Source organism: uncultured Thiocystis sp., from assembly GCF_903866365.1.
Taxonomy (GTDB): Bacteria; Pseudomonadota; Gammaproteobacteria; order Chromatiales; family Chromatiaceae; genus Chromatium.
In genome coordinates this window covers 1-21,212 of sequence record NZ_CAIPNF010000019.1, presented here as the reverse complement: position 1 = coordinate 21,212, position 21,212 = coordinate 1, and the positions used below count along the sequence as shown (strand labels likewise).

Here is a 21,212-nt window from a genome sequence, read left to right as displayed (position 1 = left end):
GTCGCGCAGGGCATTGTCGATGTGTTCGCGGCGCAAGCCGTGACGGAATTGGCTCAGAAGAGGTGATTCGCATTGTTTGGCGTCAGTAGACATCAGGGGTGTCCAATACAAAAGCATGAGTCATGCGGCGGCGGTCGGGTTGGAAATGATTGATGTTTGCCGCAGGAATATATGGCAGTCGTCGCAATGTCAACTCTCAACTTGGCGTGCTTGCGGGCAATTCAAAAGCGTGTTGAATCTGGCATATACATGAAACCCTGGAGCAGCCAAGCGTTTCAGCAGACACTGATACCTTGTTTTCTGATAATCTTCACACTATACCACGCTACTCGTTTGGGAACTCGGTCTGGTCACTGGAACTCGACTATAGTCATCTTATTTGACAACCAGACATTCTTGTATTGCCAGCCCCCTTTTGGCGCTGGTTGGTGAATGACCCGATGTCTGGATATCACATTAAACGGCTACCGCTGGGCTCGATTTGATTAGGCAATGGAATGAAAAAAACGAGGATCCCTATACAAATACTATTGATCGATACTTGGAACGGATCTCCGGGCTTGTCGTTGTTGTAACGGTACCTTTTTTGGTTGGCCATTCCGAGGAACAAGAGTCGACGCTATGGGGAATTACGAATATGCAGTACCGTGAACTGATCGATCAATCGGAAAAATTGCTTGCTGATAAAGTTGCCGACTATAAAAGCAGGTCTTGATATCTGACTGAGGTTAATGCGCTATAGGCTGCATGCAGAAACCCCGTTCCATCCTCCATTCAATCCTGTTGCGACCTGTTCATGAGATGATGCATCTGTTTGTCCACTGCCTTAATGCCTGTTGCCATGATTGATTGAAAGAAATTGATAAATCCCATGATAGAAAGAATATTTAGAAGACACGGCAGTCTTGCGCAGCTGATGCGATTGGGGTGGCGTCGACTACCCCTGGGGATTGCAACCAAACAGCGCATCCGCCACGTTTTGTTAAAGACGCTGTCCAGTGGTTACCGGGTAATTTCGTCCGATTCTGAGCAGTCGGCCTTTCAGCCATCGGTACGTTTTACATCCGATGCAGGTTTTTTTGCTCCGCAAGTCACTGTAGTAGTGCCAAATTATAATCATGCCCCGTATTTGCGTCAGAGATTGGACAGCATCTACGGTCAAACGTATCCGAACTTTCAGGTTCTTCTACTCGATGATTGTTCCACGGACGATAGCAGAAGCATTCTCGAGGAATATGCCGAGAAGTATAGCCACAGAACGACGATGATCTTCAATCAACAGAACTCTGGGGGCGTTTTTAGGCAATGGCTCAGAGCGATTCAGTTCGCTGAGACCGAGTTGATCTGGATCGCCGAAAGCGATGATTACTGCGATCTGAATTTTCTGACGACATTGGTGCCTTTTTTCATGGATGAGGCGGTAAAACTTGCTTATTCGCACTCTGTGTTTGTGACCGAGCAGGGGAAGCCGGCGCTGTTTCGTTTCGAGGATTATGTCGGAGAACTTTCGACGGTGAAGTGGAGGCAGACTTATGTTGCCGCCGCTCACGCCGAAGTGGTGGACTTTCTTGGGCGTAAGAACACGATACCAAATGTTAGCTCGGCCGTGTTTCGAAAATTCGATCCGGCTTTTCTGCTCGCTGAAAGCGATTGGTTAGAGATGAAGATCTGCGGTGACTGGATCTTCTATCTGCATGCGGCGCGAGGCGGAAAGATCGCCTACACGGTGGATGTTCATAACTATTACAGATTTCACGCCAATAACAGTTCGGTCAAAACCTATGCGACACCCGTTTACTATCGCGAACACGAATGCGTAGCCATCGAGATTGCGCGTTTATATCGTGTGCCAGTCGAGACCCTTGCGGCGCACAAGTATTTCGTCAAGCAGTTTTTCGATCAGAATGCGTTTGAGCTGAGATCGCTCGGGATCGAATTCGAGGCTCTTTATGATGATGAACGGATTCGCGAGGCGGCCGGAAAGCGCCTGCCTAATATCATGATGGCATCATTTGCGTTTGCCTCGGGAGGGGGAGAGATCTTCCCGATCCGTCTCGCCAACGCTCTGACTCAAAGAGGTTATGCGGTCACTTTTTTCGATTTTCGGGGCGAGCCCACAAATTTTCTGGTGCGCGAGATGCTGAAGCCGGATATTCCGGTCATCGAATTGACGAACCGTTTTCTTGATGTCGACAGCATGATCGATTCATTCGGCATCGACATCATCCATTCGCATCATGCGAGTGTCGATCAGTTTTTTGCTGTTTCTTTACTGGGGCAGCGTCGGTCAAACGTCACGCAGGTCGTGACGTTGCATGGGATGTACGACGACATGCAACGCGACATCTTCGACCGGACGCTAAAGGATGTTTACCCCGCGGTTTCCCGATGGGTCTATATTTCGGATAAAAATCTGATTCCCTTCAAGCAGAGAAATCTGTATCGGGAAGAGCGGTTCATCAATATCCCCAACGGGATGAGTGCGCCTAATATTCAAGCGGTGCAGCGCTCCGCGTTTGGAATTGAAGACAATGCTTTTGTCGTCTGCGTTGCGAGCCGGGCAATTCCTGAAAAGGGGTGGAGGGAGGCGATCAAGGTCATCCGTGAAGCGCGCAGTCTCTCGGGAGTGGATATCCAGCTCCTGCTCCTGGGGGACGGTGTCCTTTATGAAACGCTCAAGGCGGAGGCTGTGCCCGCGTTCGTGCATCTCTTGGGATTCGTCAAGGAGGCCGTGAATTACTATGCGGCGGCGGACGTTGGAATGTTGCTCACGACTTTTGGCGGAGAGAGCTTTCCGCTCACGATCATCGAGTGTCTGATGGCGGGTCGTCCGGTGATCGCCAGCGATATTGGCGAGATCAGGGATATGCTAACCAACGAAAAGGATATGATCGCGGGATATCTGGTCGATATTTCCGATGGTAAGATCCCAATCGAGGCGACTGCGTATCAGGTGGTCGAACTGGCGACGAACCCCATCGTTAGATCGGCTAAACAAACGCTCGCGAAAGAGCGATCAAGTTGTTTCGATTTGGGGCGTGTTGTCGATCTGTACGCCAGCGCTTATCGTTACCCTATAGCAACCGAAGTCTGTTTGATGTCTTGAGCCGCGCGTTGTGATTATAAAGCCTTCTGGCACTTGTCTAGCCAGCGCGTGGGATAGTGTCCGTAGCTCTGGGCGAGGATCTGCAAATTGTCGACATACAGAGAGGCTAGGTGCTGGTGCAGCCGTTGTGGAATCGATGCCTTTTGGCCCGCGTTGACAGCCGACCGCAGGTTGGCTTGAATCGCGTCCGCCGAAGAGTCTACCCCCAGGAAGTCTAGAATCCGAGTCAAGAGGATTTCCGGCTCCGATTCGATCTGGTCGAAAAAACCGATGAACAATTGATCCTCGGGATATTTCTCGAGCCAGCAGTCAATCGTTCGTAAATAGTCGCCGCGGAGTCGCGATGCACGACTATTGAAATGGGCGATGTAGTCGTCTTCTGTCACGCTTGTTGGATTCCGACGCTTGGTGGTTGCTAAATCCATCTTTGCGTGTGACCAGGCTCTATCGATCGGGTCACGCAATAATAGGATGAGTTTGGCGCGCGGCATGAGATTGAAGATATGGGAGATGGCGGCCGGACCCAGGCACGAGTAGGCGGGGGTGATTTCGCCTGTCATCCGCTCTGTGTGGTTCTCGAAGAGGGAGGAATACCAGGCGTCATCCCAAGCACCCAAAATGAACTTCAATTCCCATCCCAAATCGCTCAGGCGGTGAATCTGTAGGCGTTCCCTCAGTTTATCCAGGCTGAATCGCTGGATTGTCCGTTTCAAGTGATTTCCAGCAACACCCCGTCGAGGCGTGGGATTGAGGAATCCATCAGATTCATTGGGGGGGAATTTCCGATCGAAATAATGTAGTTCCTTGAGATGAGGCAGCCAGATATCCCGGTGTTGCGAGAGCATGGCATGCAGCCATGTCGTCCCGGATTTTTGTGCGCCGATACCTAGGAAATCCGGATACATCTTGGGCCTCGGTTCACCGATTGGCGATTTGTTGAGGAAAAGGCGCGGTCAACGATCAATGGTTTTGATCCGCCCGTCTCCCGATTCCGTGCGTGCGGGCAAAGTCGAGCATCCTTGTGACCGGTATCATCGCGCGTTGGCGTATTTCCGGGTCAATCAGGATCTCCTGATCGCCATTTTGCAGCACTCTCTCCAGATTCTGTAGTGCATTCATCGCCATCCAGGGGCAATGGGCGCAACTTTCGCAGGTGGCGCCCTCGCCGGCGGTGGGGGCGGGAATCAGCGTTTTGTGCGGGGCGATCTGGCGCATCTTCCAGAAAATGCCCGCATCGGTGGCGACGATGAATTCCTGGTTCGGCAGTTCCGCGACCGCCTTGATCAACTGGGTGGTCGAACCGACCAGGTCGGCCTGATCGACGACCTCGTCCGGCGCTTCCGGGTGGACGAGGACCGCCGCATCCGGGTGGAGTTTGCGGACCCGTTCAAGTGCAAAGGATTTGAATTCCTCGTGAACGACGCAGGCGCCATCCCAGAGCAGCATCTCGGCGCCGGTCATGCGCTCGATGTAGTGGCCGAGATGTTTGTCGGGCGCCCAGAGGATTTTTTGGCCCTGGGACGCCAGATGCTGAACGATCGGTAAAGCGATGCTTGAGGTCACCACCCAGTCCGAGCGTGCCTTCACCTGAGCGCTGGTGTTGGCATAGACCACGACTGTGCGATCCGGATGTGCGTCGCAGAAGTCGGTGAAGGCCGTGGCCGGGCAGCCCTCGTCGAGCGAGCAGGTGGCCCGGAGGTCCGGCATCAGCACGCGCTTCTCGGGATTGAGGATTTTGGCGGTCTCGCCCATGAAACGCACACCACAGACCACCAGGGTCTCGGCATCGCTTTCGGTGCCGAAGCGCGCCATTTCGAGCGAGTCCGCGACATAGCCGCCGGTCTCCTCGGCGAGTGACTGGAGGTTTTCGTCGGTATAGTAGTGCGCGACCAGGACAGCTTTCTGGGCGATCAGCAGATCGCGGATCCTGGTCTTAAGCGCGGATTTCTCCGCTTCGCTCAAGGTCGGCCAGTGTGGAGTCGGCGGCACTTCGATGTGAGGTTGCCGCGGAATCCGGGAAGAGGCGTTGGTCATGAGATCACTCCGCGTCGCGAAAAACGCCCGCTCTGAGTATTGTCGATGAGCCCATCCGGTTCGCTGCCGGCGGACTCGGCGGATCCAGGCTTATGTTCGATATGCCAGGACCATTGACAGCCAGATTGCGAGCGTCGTTCAACTCGACACGGAAATCATCTCAGGCGCTCCAGATATCGCCTTGTCGGACTCGACTGTCATGGGGGCGCGCGTTTCCGCAGCGGGATTCGTAAGCAAATCATGCAATCCTCTCGGATTGGTGAAGCGTTCGTTCAGGGTCTGGATATAGTTTTCGCAGCCCTGGATCACTTCGTCGATCTCGGCGCGGGACTGGGCGTTCCAACCAAGAGGGCGACCGAGCAGCACGGTTCTCCAGAATCGAGTATTGCGTTCGAAGGTCGCGATGACATTCCCTGGCGGCTTCTGCTTTTCGACGGCTTTGCGTAACGACGGCATGACGCTCAGCGCGGCCAGCCGGCGGATGCCAAAATGGCCCAGGATCATGAGAAAGATCAGCGCGCTCTCGAAGCCTTCCAGACCCCATTGAATGGACTTGATTAGATCGAACCATTGCGCCTCGTAAGAAAGGCCATGCCACTGACCCGCGTTCAGGCTCAAGGCCATGAAGCCCGCGACGACGGCGACTAGCAGGATGAAGTCCGCAAGCAGCGTCCGACTGCGCCAGCGCCGCAGGGCGGTTCGCAATAATGGGACCGCGTTATTGCTTAAGTCGATCGCGCTCTTGCGCAGCGCGGCAATGATGCGATACGCGCGTTCGATCTCAACCCGCTCCATGCGTAGATAAATCTCTCCCAGGTCTTCGTCGCGTTTCTTTTCGAAACGCTGACGCCGATGCTCGTCCGGAATCTGGGTCGCCGCATCCGGACTGTAGATGGTGTAGAAACGTCCTGCGGTCAGTCCCGCTTCGCCCATCGCGCGCAGCCAGGCCGCCACCACATCCTCTGGATTGTCCTCGCCGGCTGCCGAGTCCAGTTGGTTGAGAATATAGAGAAATTTTCCAGAATCCGAACGATTGATGGTGTCGCCAACCAGATGCTTCAAGGTGTCGCGCATCGCGCCAGGTTCCGGATGGCGGGCATCGAACAGCACCAGAACCAGATCCGACAGGTCGATCATGTGATTGCTGATGCGCAGCACTGCCGTGCGTTGGGCGTCGGCGTCGAATCCGGGCGAATCAATCAGGATCTTGCCGCGCAGGCGGTCGCTGCGGCAGGTTTTAAGCTGCAGGTAAGCGTCGATTCGGTCGCCTTCGCCGTTCGCGACTTCCTCGATATCGTGGGACATCCGATAGAAGGGGAAGCGCGGATCCGAATCGAGCGAGACCCCGGGCAGCGAGTGACTGACCGGCTCCGGACTATAGACGATGACGGTGAAACGATCGTCAACGGCCTGATTGCCCGTGCGCTGTAATTTGTGCCCGAGATAATAGTTGATGAACGTGGACTTGCCAGCCGAAAACGTGCCTAGAATGGAAATCAGCGGCCACCAGGGGATCTGCGTCGCAAATGACTGATTAGTTTCCAGGAGACCCATACGGTAAGCGATGCGGTCGAGCATGCGGAAGCTCTGCACGGCGTTCAGCAGGACTGGATTCTCCTGTTCCAGATGCGACTCCAATTCTTGCAGTCGCTGCTGGACGGCGTCGGACGATGACGTCATTGCTTTGTATCCTCAGTGTCTCGGGTTGGTCCGCCAGGGGCGTTGAGATAACGCCAAAGCGTCCTTCGGGCATTGCTCGGTTTGTGGGTCTCGGGGTCTCGGGGTCGCGAAGACTTGGCGCGCCATGATGTTACACCGAATCTCACGGCAAGCGCCAATTCGGTGAAACGCGGTCGTGCATTGTCCGATGGCCGATTTGCGGCACGGCGGCGAAGGCGAGTCATCCGCAAGATTGCGGGTGCGACCCGGGCATGCTCAGACGAGTTCCAGGTAACGCGTGGCGATGCTGCGCCAATCCATGGGCGCGACGAATTCCCGGGCCGCCGCGCCCATGTCGCGGCGGGTTTCCGGAGCGGCGAGAAGCTCGGCGATGGCCTGCGCGAATTGTTCGTGATCGTCCGCGATGCGCACATGGATCGCCGGATCGATCGGGATCCCTTCCGCTCCCTTCGGGGTGCTGACGACTGCCAGCTCCGCGGCGAAATAGTCCAGAATTTTCATGCGTGTCCCGCCTCCTTGCTGCAGCGGAACCACGGCGAGATCCGCGCCCTTGAGGTAGGGGGCCACCGAGTCGACGGGGCCGGTGAAGATCAGGTGTGGATGCAGCGTGCGCTCTGGCGGAAAAGCGCCGATCGCCAGTACCGTTGCCGATACGCCCAGGCGTTCGAGTCGCGGCAGGATCTCGGCCGCCATCACCTCCATGGCCTCCAGATTCGGCGGATAGAGATAGATGCCATGGTAGACCAGAATCGCCCGCTCGCGCGGGATCCGGTAGAGGGTATGCAGATCGAGCGGCTCGGCGCGCGCGAATTGTTCCAGATCCACTCCGTGGGGGACGACATGCAGTCGTTCGGGGTCGACGCCAGCGTTGAGCAGACGTTGCCGATCGGTCTCGGAGACCGTGATCACGGCATCCGAGCGGTTGCACCAGGCGAGCTCGACGGTTTTGAGCAGCTGCAATCCATGGTCGGGCAGGTCGGGCGTCTGCTCCGCCAAGCGCTGATACTCGACGTTATGTTCGACCAGCAGCGCTCGCCCTCCCAGCAGATCGCGCGCCCAGACCGTCGCGCGGCCATAGGCGGGGAACTCTGCCTGGTAGGTGCGCGCGCCGCTCTTCAGTGCCAGATAAAGCGTGCGGACGATGAAGCTCCAGTCGCCGACCGGCGCGTAAAGAAAGGCGTCGCTGGCGGGGATGCCGGCGGTGATCAGAGTCTCCAGAACGCGCGCCTGATTGGGGCCAAGATACCGTAACCAGAGTGGAAATTGGCGCTCGCGGAAGACGCCGTTGCGCACCTCGTGGTAGATGGAGCGATCTTCGCTCAGGAGATAGACGCACTTGACGGCATAGGACAAGCCCCAGGCGGTGCGGTCGATCTTGACCGCCGCGCCGTGGTTGGCGGGTCTGATGTCGGAGCGCGACACCAGGATCACTGCGTTGGTCCGACGCCACCGGCCGAGGCGTTGCGAGACGGCCATCAGCAGTCGCATCGGTCGCGGCCAGTTCCGCGGGGGCAGGGATTCGATCAGGGATTCCGCTGCCGGCTGCCGCGCGGGAGGAGCGACCGGCGTGTCGTCCATGGCGCTCGGGGGCGCTGTCGATTCCGGGTTGGCGTCCCTGTCCGGGAGCGGTTGGACAGGGGCTAGCGCGACCAGTGGCGGACCGGACGTTGCCTTGCGTGGTGCGCGTAAAAATGCAAGCAATGGCGCGATCGTCTCGGCGTACTGGAAACGCTGCTCAACCAGCCGCAGGGCATTGGCGGATTTCACGGCGATGCTGTCCGGGCGAGCAATGATCGCCTCGATCACCGCGTCGAGATCCTCTATTCGATCGACCACCCATCCGGCATCATAGGCGCGGATCTGCTCGGCGAGTTCGGTATAACCGTTACAGATCAGCGGCAGACCGTTGCGCAGAAACTCCATGGCGCGAAATGACTGACTATGCCGTCGTTCGGGGTTTTCATCGGCGAGTTCCACGCCAATGTGGCATTCGTCTCGCAGGTAGCGTTGCATCTCGCCGTAGGGAAGGAGCCCGAAGCGTTTGACCAGAGCGGTCGGCGCGGGAATGGCGTCGGGCTGGCCGGTGGGTTCGGCCGGTGCTGGCGCGTAGAGGTAGCCGCCGGAGAACAGCGCCAGTTCCTCCCGGCCCGTGCCATGACGCTGAAGCGCCAGGGCCAGCCGCTCGAACCAGCGCTCGGTCTGGCGCCAGGGCCAAGAGACGCCGCCCGAGACCAGCCGGAGACGGACGCGAGGCGTCTGCCTCTCGATTCCGACTGGGACCGGTGGAGCGGTCTCGACGGAAATCGGCAAGACGTCCACGGGCGCCGCCGCGCGGCAGTCGAATCCCGCCAGAATCAGCCAGCCGATAAGGAAGCTCGCCTGGCGCTGGTTGCCGACGAGAAAACGGTCGGCCCTGCGGTAGCAGGCGAGGGTGCGTCGCACCTCGTCGGAGAGATCGAGCTGTTCCTGATACATCGCCTCCAGGATCCTTGGCGCGACCACGTCCAGGACGATCGGCATGTCCAGCCAGTCTGGAAGCGTTTCGATTAGCTCCCAGTACCCCAGGATCAGGGCGTCGGGGGCTTGCGCGCGGATCAGTTCGGCGAGGGCCTCGCGATCCTGATAGACGCACACGCGGATGCCGGGGCGGGGCGCTGGATTGGCTGGCGCGCCAAGCGCTTCGGGATAGGTGTGTACCACCTCGATCCCGTGTTCGGCTAAACCGCGCGCGATAAAGTAGGCGCGGACGCTGTTGCCCGAGGCAATCCTCGCGTCGTCCAGGTATTCGCCGTGGGTGATGAAAAGGATCTTCATGCGTAGCGTTCCGACAACAAGCGTTCCAGCGTGGCGCGCGCCGTTTTGCGGGAAAAATGGGTGGCGATGTTGGCCAGGCCATTGTGGGCGAGAGACTCCCACAACGTCTGGTGGCGATACAGACGGGTGACCGCGTCGGCGAAGGATTGATCGTTCTCGCCGATCAGGATGTCGCGTTCCGCTTGCAGAAACATGCCTTCTGCGGCACAGGGCGTGGCGACAACCGGGACGCCGTAGGCCATGCTCATATTGATCTTGCCCTTCACCCCCGCGCCATAGCGTAGCGGTGCGATCGAGAGACGTGCCCGCGCAAAGTAAGGAGTCACATCCTGGACGAAACCGACGACGCGCAGACCGCGATCAGGATCATCGAGCGCGAGCACCTCCAGGGGAGGCTGGCTACCGATGATATAGGTCGGGACGTTGCCGAGTTCGGCCTGGACGCGCGGCAGGATGTCCTTCACATAGTGCAGAACGGCGTCGACATTGGGAAGGTGATTGAAGCCGCCGATGAAGACAATGGCGTCGCGCGCGTTGAAATGCGTGTCGGTCGGTTGCGCATCGTGGATGTTGCTCAGGATCTCGATCCGAATCTCTGGCGCCTCCATAGTCAGGAGGTCGCGTTCGACGGGGCTGACGACCAGCGTGAGATCGGTCCTGCGCATCAGGTCGATCTCCTGATGTTGTCGTTGGTTCGCTTGCGCGCGCGCGAGCGGATCGTCGCGCAGGTCGGCCTCGCGCTGTTCGCGCAGGAAATGCAGGTCGACGGTGTCGAACCAGACCCAGGCCTGTGGGGCGTGGCGACGCACGGCGTCGAGGAAGACGCTGGCGACATCGAGCCGGCTGAGGATCACAAGATCGAAACTGGCACCGCGCCTTACCAGAAAATCTGGAATCGAGCCGGTCTGGGAGGCGTGAATGACCTCTACCCCGCGATGCTGGAGCTGTGGCCCATAGGGTTCGCTGAAGACAAGATTCGAGGGGGCAAAGGTGACATGCCAGTCCAGGTCGAGAAAGATCTCCAGCAAGCCGGTCATCCGCAGCGAACCGGAATCCTGGTCCGGAGTCAGCATGACCGCGTCCACCACGAGCAGCCGGCGCCGATGGTTTACCTGACTTGAGGGATGCACGGGCGTCTCTGAGTTGGGAACATCGACGATCGCGCTGACCTCGGGTTGATACAGGACCGACCAGCCAAGCGCACGCATCTCGCGGCACAGATCCCCGAGCATGAAATCGTCCGTTGACAGCCGACCCGCGGCGGCGCTCCGATTGAGCGTCTCGCGGACCGCGCGTCGGCTCAAGAGCAAACAGGCATCCGCGCCAGCGTCGACCTGGCGCGGATAGTTGTACTCGGGCGCTTGCGGATCGTCGCCCGCACCGATGCTGAGCCAGCGTCCGTCATGGGTATTCAGGAGGCCGGCATTCGCGAGTCGTCCGTCGGTTCCGATCGCCTTGGCGCAGACGGCGCCGACGGGAGGACAGGTTGCGGGAGTGTCCCCTGGCGTTTTCAGGAGCAACGTCATCCAGTCCAGCGGTTGTACCGATGCGCTGGAGAGCAAAAGCAGCCAGTCTCCGGCGGTCTGATCGAGCGCGTTGGAAAGCCATTCGGCGAGTCCCCGCGCGGCGTCGCACGGTATCGTCCCGATCCCGTGCGGGCGGTTGGCGAGGATCGCGCCAAGCGCGCGCTGGTTGGGATCGAGTCGCAGCAGCACCTCGAACGGCGGTGCCTGTTGATTCTGCGTCAGCAGGCGTCGCGTCGCGGAGAGCGTCGGCGAGCGATCAATCAGCACGGAGACGAGGGGGCGGGGAGGCGGTGGCAACGCAAGCGCTTCGATCTCCAGGATCTGCCACAGATCCGCCAGGCTCGGATCGCCGGGGGCGCCCGACGGTCGCAGGCGGTAACTCCATGCTCGTAGCACGACCGCTGGCCCATAGGCTTTCAGCATCTCGGCCAGATGCGCCGTATGGGTCAGGAATCTGAAGGCCGGCGCCAATGTCCAGCGTGTCAGGCATCCAAACGTCTGGCCTGTCCAAGCGAGCCCATTCAGGATCCGTCCATGGAATGAGCGGAATCGCGCGAGATCATCCCGGCACCGGACGGCGTCGTTCAGGGCTTGGATCCCGAGCAGGTTCAGCCATTCGCGAAGGGTATCCTGCGCCGCATCGGCTAAACGCTGGCGTGCTTCGGAGGTCAGGAGACGCTCGTTCAAGAGGCTGAGATTGATCTCCAGGTCGCGTTTTTCGTTGGAGAGTCGCGAGTAGCGCCCCTCTAATTTGCTGGTTTCGGTCTGGAGTCGGTCAAGCTGGTTGAGCAACTCCGGGATCTTTCCCGCCTCGGTATTGACCCGGTCGAAATGTCCGAGTAATTCCGCCATCTCTTTGGCATGCCGGGCGCCTTGCTCACGCAGTTCTAAATACATGGAGCGGTGTTTGGCATAGTCGGCGATCGCCAATACTTGCTCCAGACTCCATCGCGAGCGCCACTTGCCGAACAAGGCGGCAAGACTGCGGTTCATCATCGGATCCGCCTGACGGATCCCGAACCCGCTGTCACCGGCGATCCGATAGACCGCACTGACATGATCGACATGCACCAGATCGGTGAGTGCGCTGAGCTGAATCCAGAAGTCCCAGTCTTCGTAGACATCAAACGATTCGTCGAAGCGCAATGCGGGTCCAATCAGTTGGCGGCTGAACAGAACCGCATGGATCGGCAGATAATTTTCCACCAGCAGGCGCACCGGATCATGCGGTTGATTGAAGACATGCGTGACTTGCCAGGTGCCTTCGGAAATCCGGGTCCGGCATTCGATCCCCGCATAGGCAGCCAGCGCGCCGTCCGAGGTTTCGATTGCGCTCATAAGTCCGGCGACATGCTCTGGCATGAACCAGTCATCGTCATCGAGGAAGATGACATAGTCTCCGGAAGCCGCATCCAGCCCCGTGTTCGCGGCGGCGGAACGGCCCAGTAAGGCACCGGTCGACACCGTGCGCAGCGGGAATTCGCCGCACCGGTCGGAACGCCCCAGATCCCGTTGTCCTTTCGCATCGACCAGGATCACCTCAAGATGGCGATAGGTCTGCGCGGCGACAGAGTCCAGTGCTGCATCCAGCGTGTGGCGGCCCATCGAGCGAATCACGACCGAGACCAGTGGCCGTGATGTGGCGCTCCGTGCGGTTCGCGCGTCAGCGCGCGTCGCCAGATTGGGCAGTTGGTCGGGGAGGTCGCCGGCCGCGGCCAGCCAATAGGCTTCCACCGCCACCGTCTCGGGTGGCAGGTCGAAGGTGCGCACCGTATTTAAGGCCAGAGTCTGCCGGTCCAGCGGTGTCGCGGTCATGCGCGAACGGAAACAGTTCATCGCCAGTTGTTTCAGTTCCAGGTTCGCCGTAATGTCGAGCAGTCGGTTCGGAGTCAGGGCCAGCGGGATGCCGATTTCATAAACCGCCAGTTTGCAACGGCTCTTCGCGCGTCGCACGGCTTCGCGCGCAATCAAGCCCAGGCTGGCGCGAACTGGAGCGGGGTCTGTCGACGAGGGAGCATAGAGCAACGCGGCGTCAAGCGCTGCGATCAGTCGCATGACTCGACGTACCGCATATTCGTCATAGATGCAGCACCCCATCGTTCTGCGCCAGAAGCGGGGGGGCGGATAGCCGAGACAGGCGGCTGCGGCACGGCTTTCCGCATCCAGGGGGGCGGCTGCATCGCGTGACGAACTTGGTTCGCTCGCAACCACAACCATGACTGGATCGCCGGCACGGACATGGCTGGCGAGTGCGCCCCCGCAGCCGAAAATTTCGTCTCCGGGGTATGCGGCGAGGGCGAGGACAGGGCCGGCGTCCAAGGCGAACACTGGATGGCGCGCAATCAGTTGTGTCTCAAGGCTAGTCATACAACGGCAACGAGCGATCAAGGGAGAACGGGATGGGGTTGTGGATTCTTTTCGATGACGGCGCGATGATACACCATGCTTCTTGCTGATATTCGTTGCTTTCCTCATTCAATGTTTGACACTCTCGATGAGCGAGCGCCATCAACCGCTAACCTGATGCGTCACGGAAAATAGCAATGTCCGCGGACACTCTGGACGATACCGCCGAACTCTGCCTGATCCGGTCGGCGGGAGAGCTTTTTCATCTGGTGAGAGACGGTGTTCTCATCACCGACGTCACGCCGCGCATTATCGCGGTGAATTCAGCTTTTACCCGGATTACCGGTTACGCCGAGTGCGACGTCAAGGGACTGAATCCGAACTTTCTCAAGTCCGGTCGTCATGCGCCGGATTTCTATCGGCGTCTGTGGCAGAAGCTGATTGAGGATGGTCATTGGCATGGTGAAATCTGGAACCGCCGCAAGAACGGAGAGGAGTATCTCGCACTCCTGACGATCCGGGCGATTCGGAATGCTCAGGGCGAGGGATTCGGGTATCTGGGCGTCTTTGGCGACCAGAGTCAGGCGAAGCGGGAACAGGAACTGGAGGCCGCCAAGCATGCGGCCGAGGACGCCGCGCGCGCCAAGGCCCAGTTTCTTGCGAATATGAGCCATGAGATCCGCACGCCGCTCACGGCGATCATCGGCTTTGCCGAAACCATGATCGATAGCCGTCAGACGTTGGCCGAACGCGCCCAGGCGGTGGATATCATTATCCACAACGGCCGTCATCTGCAGTCGCTCCTGAATGACATCCTGGACTTCTCCAAAATTCAGGCGAAACGGATCGAGGTGGAGGACCTGGAAACCTCCCTGCCGGATTTGTTGGCCGGCGTCGTGGAAGTCGCGCGGGCGCAAGCCGAGGAGAAAAAACTGGAGTTCGGCGTGCATTTCATGCCGCCTTTGCCGCTGACGATCCACACCGATCCGACCCGCGCACGGCAAATTCTGATGAATCTTCTGAACAATGCCATCAAGTTCACCGATACCGGCGCGGTTCGTCTGATCGTGAGCTTTTCGCCAGAACAGGAACAGCTTCACGTCGCGGTGCAGGACACCGGTTGCGGCATCGAAGAGAGTCAACTGATGTCCTTGTTCGAGCCATTCGCCCAAGAGGATCGTTCCATCAGCCGGCGTTTTGGCGGCACTGGTCTCGGGCTCTCCATCTCCAAGGAGTTAGCGGAGAACCTGGGGGGCGGTATTCGGGTCACCAGCTTTGCGGGCATCGGTTCCGTCTTCGTTGCCATGCTGGCGACAGGGCGGGTCGCGGCCGCGGATCTGTCCTGGGATATCCGTGCCTTCAACCAATCCTCTCAGGTGAGCCCGGTGAGGACGGTCCGTCCTCCGACGCTCAGCGGCAGAATCCTGGTCGTGGACGATAATCGTGCCAATCAGGAGTTGATTTCCCTGTATCTACGACGCTGCGGACTGGCGGCGGAGATTGCCGGGAATGGTCAGGAGGCCGTGGAGATGGCCCAGCAGTCGGTGTTCGATCTGGTGCTGATGGATATGCGAATGCCCGTGATGGGCGGACTCGACGCCACCGAAATACTGCGGCTGACTGGCTTCAGTCAACCGATTGTGGCGCTCAGCGCAAACATTGACCGGCCCGACATCGAAGCGGCGCTGGCCGCGGGTTGCGATGCCTATCTGCCTAAACCTATTCATCTGGACACATTTTATCAAATGCTCGCGCGCTATTTGCCTAATGGGGAGACAAATCGGATGACACCGGGCCTGATCGACTGCCGGGTAGGCGAAGATCCGGAACTTGAACGGTTGCGTGCAGAATTTCTGGCCGAATTGCCAGTCAAAATGGCGAAGCTCCGAACCGCTTTTGCTGCGGGGGATCAGGAAACCCTTCGCTCTCAGGCGCATCAGATCAAGGGCGTTGGAGCGAATTTCGGAATGCCGGAACTGACGCGCCTGGCTGGCGCCATGGAATTCCAATTGTTGCGGGGCGACTTGGGTGAAGTCGCCTGCTTGCTCGATGACATGGAGCGATCATGGCAGTCATCGCTTTAATGGCTCCCGTCGTGGCAACGGACATTACCGCTGGAGAGCCATTGCCCTATCAAATCTATCTTGCGAACGGAGTTCCGCTCGCGAATCGCGGTCAGATCCTGACCGATCCGGATCAGGTGGAGATCCTGCAGCGCCAGGGCTGGCGGGGGTTGAGCGAGGAGGATGTTCCGCCAGCCGATGCAATTCCCCCTGACGAGGCGGTTTTGCGCATGGATCGGCAGGCGCCGGTGCGGTTCCAGCCCCGAACACGACCTGTCTTGTCCGAAGCCACGGGGCTGGTGGCGGACGATATGCCATTGTCGCTTAAGTTGCTGTCGCGTCTGCTGCGCGAACAGGGCGTCCAGCGGATTGTCGCGGCGGAGAACGGTCGCCAGGCCGTGGGTCAGTTTTTCCGGCAACGACCGCCGCTGGTCTTTCTCGATATCGACATGCCGGGCCTGGATGGCATCGATGTCCTCAAACAGATCAAGTCCTGGTCGCCGGAGACGTTCGTCTGTCTGGTGAGCGGTAATGCCACCATGGTCAATGTCAAAGTGGCTAAGACCTATGGGGTGGACGCCTTTTTGGTGAAGCCAATCAGCGGGCTGAATTTGCAGCGGGTATTGTCATTGTACGGCCCGTTGACGCTCTCGGCGAACTAAGCGAATCGCGGGCAGTGGGCGGCGAATCGATCTGGATGGCGCATCTCTGGCTGCCATTGTTCTCTCTTGCCGCTCGCCTGAGGGTGTGCTGTCAGAGTCATGCGATGTCTCCCGATACTGAGCATGGCGGTTCAAGATCGGCGGACTCGACCAGAATCTGCCATTGTGCATTCAAACGCAGGTTGACTGTGTGGCGGTCACTTGTCGCGTCGTTGACAATGCTTGCGATCGGCCCTGCGTTCCCCTGCTCGATCAGTGCGCGGATCTGTTCCTCGGTGAGCGTCAGGTCGCCGATGGTCTTCCAGACCACGAAATCGCAGCCGTCGCGATAGCGGTTGCAGCCATAGCCGCGGCGGCCCTCGATGATGTGGCCCTGGCCGCACTTGGGGCAGGCAGGCGGTCGCTCCCGGATGCTGGGCGGCCGGGCGGGCGCGGATTCGTTCGGTCGCTGGGCAGCGTCTGAGTCCGGTGAACGCATATCGGAGATGGCTTGACGCGCCTCATTCGGCGATTCGCTCCGCTCGACGTTGAAATCCATGCTGACCTTGCCTGCTTCGTCAAGTCGCAGCGCGGCGCGAAAGGGTTTCCCTGCCTTGGATTGGAAGCCGTCGATGGGGTCGGTCTGGCCGCGCTCGATGAGCTGACGCACCTGGACCTCGGTCAGTGTCAGGCCCGCGACCGTCTTCCAGATGGTGAAACCGCAGCCGTCCCGATAGCGGCTGCAACCGAAGGCTTTGGTGTTCTCGGTGATCTCGCCCTCTTTACAGATCGGGCAGGCGCCGAACCCGGTGGACTTGATGCCGCTGACGCTATGGCCGGTCTTTCCCGCCTTGCCGCCTTTGCGCGCCGGTTCGCCCGCGCGGGCGGCGGTGACTTGCTCCGGGCTCAAAGCCGGGCCGTGGGCGATCTCGGGGATCATCTCGCGCACGAAGGCGACGATGTCGCGATAAAACTCCGCCGCTGGTTGTTCGCCCTGTTCCACCTGTTTCAACCGCTGTTCCCAGCCGGCCGTCAGTTCGGGGCTGCGCAGCGGCGCGGCGACCAGACCGGCCAGGGCCTGCCCCTTGGCGGTTGCGCGAATCTGTTTGCGCTGGCGCTCCAGATAACCGGTACGGATGAGCTTTTCGATGGTCTCGGCGCGGGTGGCCGGCGTGCCGAGACCGGATGCCGCCATGGCCGAGGCGAGCGCGTCGTCCTCGATCGTGCGTCCGGCGTTTTTCATGGCGGCGAGTAGGCTTGAGTCGTCGTAGTGACGCGGCGGTTGGGTTTCTTTTTCGACGACGTCCAGACGGTCGACATGGACGGTCTGGCCGGGTTCCAGAGGCGGTAATGGGCCTGGCATCCCGGCGTCATGGGTTTCGGCGCTCGCCTCGGGCGACTTGGCTGGACGCCTGCTCGGTTCGACCCGCTTCCAGCCCGGCTCCAGCACCACCGCGCCTTGCGCCAGAAACAGCCCCTCGCCGATGGCAATCTCGACCCGCGTCTCTTCCACCCGCTGATCGGGCAGAAAAACGGCGACGAAGCGCGCGGCGACCAGATCGTAGACCTTGCGCAGCGGGTCCGGCAGATTCGCGGGCGGGGTCTTGTCGGTGGGCAGGATGGCGTGATGATCGGTCAGCTTGGTGCGGTCGACATAGGCTTTGCTCAAGCGATGCCCGGACTCCAGTCGCGCGAGCGCCTCCGGAGCGAGCGGGTGGTCCAGATGGCGCAGGATGCCGGGCAATTGCGGTAGCATGTCTTCCGAGATGTGCCGGCTCTCGGTGCGCGGATAGCTGATGAGCTTATGGGTCTCGTAGAGCGCCTGGGCCTGTTCGAGCACCTGCGCGGCGGTGAAGCCGAAGCGGCGGTTGGCGTCGCGTTGCAGATTGGTCAGGTCGTAGAGCGGAGGAGGGCGGTTGTGGCGGACCTTCTTGTCCACCGTGCGCACGGTGCCGGTCTGGTGAGGGCTGAGTTCACGGTGCAGGCGTTCGGCCGTCTCCTGATTATCGATGCGGGTTGCGCCATCGAGCAGATAACGCGCGTCGAATCCCTCCGCTAGATGCGCGACCAGTTCGTAGAAAAACGCCTTGGTGAAGCTGGCGATGGCCTGATCGCGCGCGACGATCATGGCCAGAGTCGGGGTCTGGACCCGGCCGATGGTGCAGAGCACCCGGTTATGCACGGTGTAGGCGCGGGTCAGATTCATGCCGACCAGCCAGTCGGCCTGGGCGCGGGCGCGCGCGGCCTCGGCTAGATGATCGAAGGCTTGACCGGGCTTGAGCGCGCGGAAACCCTCGCGGATCGCCTCGTCGGTCAGACTGGACACCCACAACCGATCAAAGGGCTTTTTGCAGCGGGCCTGTTCATAGATCAGCCGGAAGATGTGCTCGCCCTCGCGTCCGGCGTCGGTCGCGCAAATCAGACGCTCGGTGCCGGGGTCGGCGAGCAGTGCCTTGATCAGCTTGAATTGCGCGGCGGTCCGTGGGTCGAGCTTGAGTTTCCAGCGCTCCGGGATCATCGGAAGCTGGTCGGCCGACCAGCGTTTGGCCCAATCCTCGCCATATTCGTCCGGCTCGGCGAAATGGACCAGATGGCCCAGTGCCCAGGTGACGCGATAGCCGTTGCCTTCCAGAAAGCCCTCGCCCCGGCGCCCGGCGCCGAGTACGCGCGCGATGTCGCGGGCAACGCTGGGCTTTTCGGCGAGGACGAGGGTGGTCATGCGGCGTCAGTGCCGTCGGTCCGACGACAGCAGGCTCAGGGCGCCGCCGGCTTTCAGCCGTTTGGCCGCCGCGAATTCCTCGTCGGTCATCTGGCTGCCGACAACCTCGCGCAACCGTGCGGCGTCCCGGTCGCCCTGATCGATCGCCAGCGACAGCCAGTAGTGCGCCTGCGCCAGATCGATTCGCACCCCGCGTCCCTCGGCGTGGATCAGTCCCATCGCGTATTGAGCGTCCACCTCGCCGCGCTCGGCCGCCGCGCGGATCGGACCGACCTTGGCGGGATCGTTGCGCAGAAGGATCAGGTCTTTGAGATAGCTGCTGTTGCTCATGTCGCCGTCCGGATTCGGTGGGTGCTTCGCGAGTGGCTCTCCGTTGCCTATCCTACATCGCTTCGAGCATGCTGATACCATCGCGGACTGAGAAAACGAACTGCCGATGCGAGAGAATCCGTGACCCACTCGGTCATCCCATCCAAGCGCATTGCCATCCGCCAGCGAGGCCCCTGATGTCCCTGATCCAACCCTTTGCCGGTCTGCGTCCGGCCCCTGGCCGCGCGGCCGAGGTCGCCGCGCCGCCCTATGATGTGATGAATGCCGCCGAAGCGCGGCGGATGGTCGCGGGGCGTCCCTGGAGCTTTCTGCATATCTCGCGCCCCGAGATCGATCTTCCAGAGGGGACTGACCCCTATGCCCCGGCGGTCTATGCCAGGGCGCGCGAGAATTTGGAGCGGATGCTCGCCGAGGGTCTGCTGATCCGCGATCCGGCGCCGCGCTATTACGTCTATCGGCTGACCATGGGCGCGCATCGGCAGACCGGGTTGGTGGCGAGCGCCTCGGTGGCAGCCTATGACGCGGAGCGGATCAAGAAGCACGAGTTTACCCGGCCGGTGAAGGAGGATGACCGGATGCGTCAGATCGAGGCGCTGAACGCCCAGACCGGGCCGGTGTTTTTGGTCTATCGCGCCACGCCGGCGATCGATGACCTGCTGACCGAGGTCGGCGCCACGCCCGCCGAGGTCGATCTGACCGCCGCCGATGGCGTGCGTCACGAGATTTGGATCCTCGACGATGCCGCGCGCATCGCGCATCTGACCGCCGCCTTCGAGGCGCTGGACGCGCTCTATATCGCCGACGGCCATCATCGCGCCGCCGCCGCCTCGCGGGTCGCGGCCGCGCGACGGGCGAGCGGCGCGTCCGGCGACGGTTTCCTCTCCGTGATCTTCCCGCACGATCAGATGCAAATCCTGGATTACAACCGCGTCGTGCGGGATCTGCATGGACTGGATGTCGATGCCTTCATGAATCGTCTGTCGGTGGCGTTCGCGATCGAGGGCAGCCCGGTTCCGGTCAGACCGGAGAAACCGGCCGAATTTGGGATGTATCTGGCCGGTCACTGGTATCGGCTGGCCCTGGATCCCGGCCGCATCCCCCACGACGATCCGGTCGCGCGGCTCGATGTGAGTCTGCTGCAGGACAACCTGATCGGCCCGGTCCTGGGGATTAAAGATCCCCGGCGCGACGAGCGGATCGACTTCGTCGGCGGCATTCGCGGTCTGGACGGACTGGTCCAGCGGGTGGAGGCGGGCGAGATGGCGGTGGCCTTCTCCTTGTATCCGACCGGGATGCGGGAGCTGATGGCGGTGGCCGATGCCGGCGAGGTGATGCCGCCCAAGTCGACCTGGTTCGAGCCGAAACTGGCGGATGGGCTGGTGAGTCACATTTTAGACTGACGTTCGCCGCCGCCAGCGCTCGGCCGCCCGCCATCCGTCGATGGCGACGCTCCGCTGGCGGCCGACGGCTGGCCGCTGGAGGCTTTATCTCATGGTCAAATCCACCTACAACCTTCCCGAACAGGACAGCAGCGACGAGTCCGCCATCCGTCACTGGCTCGACAGTCTTGCTACGCACTATCCGGCGGAGGAGCGCAAACAGATCGCCGGCGCCTGCGCGGCGCTGACCCGCTGTCGCGGCGACCGCCAGATCGAGACCGGCGAGACCCATGTGCGCCATGTGCTGTCCACTGCGGATATTCTGGTGCGGTTGCGGATGGACTACGAGACCCTGATCGCGGCCTTGCTCAATGGCTGTCTGGAGCAAGGCGATCTGACCGAGGCCCAGCTTGAGGAACGCTTCGGCCCTGGGATCGCGCGCATGGTCGGCGATCTGGCGCGGATCGGACAGATCGCGAACGTGGACGCCATCATCGCCGCGAAGGATCAGATGGAGCACGAGGAGAACCTGCGCCGGCTGTTGCTCGGGATCGCCGAGGATGTCCGGGTGGTG

General features: G+C 60.4%; 12 protein-coding genes. 5 read left to right on the top strand and 7 right to left on the bottom strand.

Annotated features, from left to right (window positions below; all coding sequences use genetic code 11):
* Positions 1-871 precede the first annotated feature (871 nt).
* The gene (locus QZY07_RS00890; RefSeq protein WP_295399055.1) at positions 872-3,106 is read left to right on the top strand and encodes a glycosyltransferase; all 2,235 of its coding nucleotides are present in this window, start codon (positions 872-874) and stop codon (positions 3,104-3,106) included.
* Positions 3,107-3,120: 14 nt separating this feature from the next.
* On the opposite strand, the gene QZY07_RS00885 is transcribed toward QZY07_RS00890, so the two are convergent.
* The 5 genes from QZY07_RS00885 to QZY07_RS00865 all read right to left on the bottom strand — a co-directional run bounded on the left by QZY07_RS00885 (position 3,121) and on the right by QZY07_RS00865 (position 13,215).
* Positions 3,121-4,011 carry a sulfotransferase gene (locus QZY07_RS00885; protein ID WP_295399053.1) on the bottom strand — a complete coding sequence of 297 codons (891 nt, stop codon included), beginning with the start codon at positions 4,009-4,011 and terminating at the stop codon, positions 3,121-3,123.
* A gap of 55 nt (positions 4,012-4,066) precedes the next feature.
* The gene (gene nadA / locus QZY07_RS00880) at positions 4,067-5,140 is read right to left on the bottom strand and encodes a quinolinate synthase NadA (RefSeq protein ID WP_295399051.1); all 1,074 of its coding nucleotides are present in this window, start codon (positions 5,138-5,140) and stop codon (positions 4,067-4,069) included.
* Positions 5,141-5,278: 138 nt separating this feature from the next.
* A complete protein-coding gene (locus QZY07_RS00875) occupies positions 5,279-6,820 on the bottom strand; it encodes a dynamin family protein (RefSeq protein WP_295399049.1) in 1,542 nt (513 codons plus the stop codon).
* A 255-nt stretch (positions 6,821-7,075) separates the two neighbouring features.
* Positions 7,076-9,634: a glycosyltransferase gene (locus QZY07_RS00870; RefSeq protein WP_295399047.1), complete on the bottom strand. Its 2,559-nt coding sequence runs from the start codon at positions 9,632-9,634 to the stop codon at positions 7,076-7,078.
* Positions 9,631-13,215: a glycosyltransferase gene (locus QZY07_RS00865; RefSeq protein WP_295399045.1), complete on the bottom strand. Its 3,585-nt coding sequence runs from the start codon at positions 13,213-13,215 to the stop codon at positions 9,631-9,633. Before QZY07_RS00865 ends, QZY07_RS00870 begins: the two co-directional genes overlap by 4 nt.
* A 488-nt stretch (positions 13,216-13,703) precedes the next feature.
* Between QZY07_RS00865 and QZY07_RS00860 the strand changes: the two genes are divergently transcribed.
* Complete coding sequence (locus tag QZY07_RS00860; protein WP_295399043.1) at positions 13,704-15,590, top strand: ATP-binding protein; 1,887 nt, start codon at positions 13,704-13,706, stop codon at positions 15,588-15,590.
* Positions 15,572-16,231 carry a response regulator gene (locus QZY07_RS00855; RefSeq protein WP_295399041.1) on the top strand — a complete coding sequence of 220 codons (660 nt, stop codon included), beginning with the start codon at positions 15,572-15,574 and terminating at the stop codon, positions 16,229-16,231. Before QZY07_RS00860 ends, QZY07_RS00855 begins: the two co-directional genes overlap by 19 nt.
* 97 nt (positions 16,232-16,328) lie before the next feature.
* Here the strand turns inward: QZY07_RS00855 and QZY07_RS00850 are convergent, their stop codons facing one another.
* Both QZY07_RS00850 and QZY07_RS00845 read right to left on the bottom strand, forming a co-directional pair.
* Entirely contained in the window at positions 16,329-18,929 is a 2,601-nt protein-coding gene (locus QZY07_RS00850) for a DNA topoisomerase 3 (protein ID WP_295399039.1), read from the bottom strand.
* A 6-nt stretch (positions 18,930-18,935) separates the two neighbouring features.
* Positions 18,936-19,259, bottom strand: a complete 324-nt coding sequence (locus tag QZY07_RS00845; protein ID WP_295399038.1) for a sel1 repeat family protein — start codon at positions 19,257-19,259, stop codon at positions 18,936-18,938.
* Positions 19,260-19,435: 176 nt separating this feature from the next.
* On the opposite strand from QZY07_RS00845, the gene QZY07_RS00840 reads away from it, so the two are divergent.
* Both QZY07_RS00840 and QZY07_RS00835 read left to right on the top strand, forming a co-directional pair.
* Complete coding sequence (locus QZY07_RS00840) at positions 19,436-20,659, top strand: DUF1015 family protein (protein WP_295399036.1); 1,224 nt, start codon at positions 19,436-19,438, stop codon at positions 20,657-20,659.
* Between the two features lie 91 nt (positions 20,660-20,750).
* Positions 20,751-21,212, top strand: a 462-nt coding sequence (locus QZY07_RS00835; RefSeq protein ID WP_295399034.1) for an HD domain-containing protein, incomplete at its 3' end; no start/stop codon positions are given.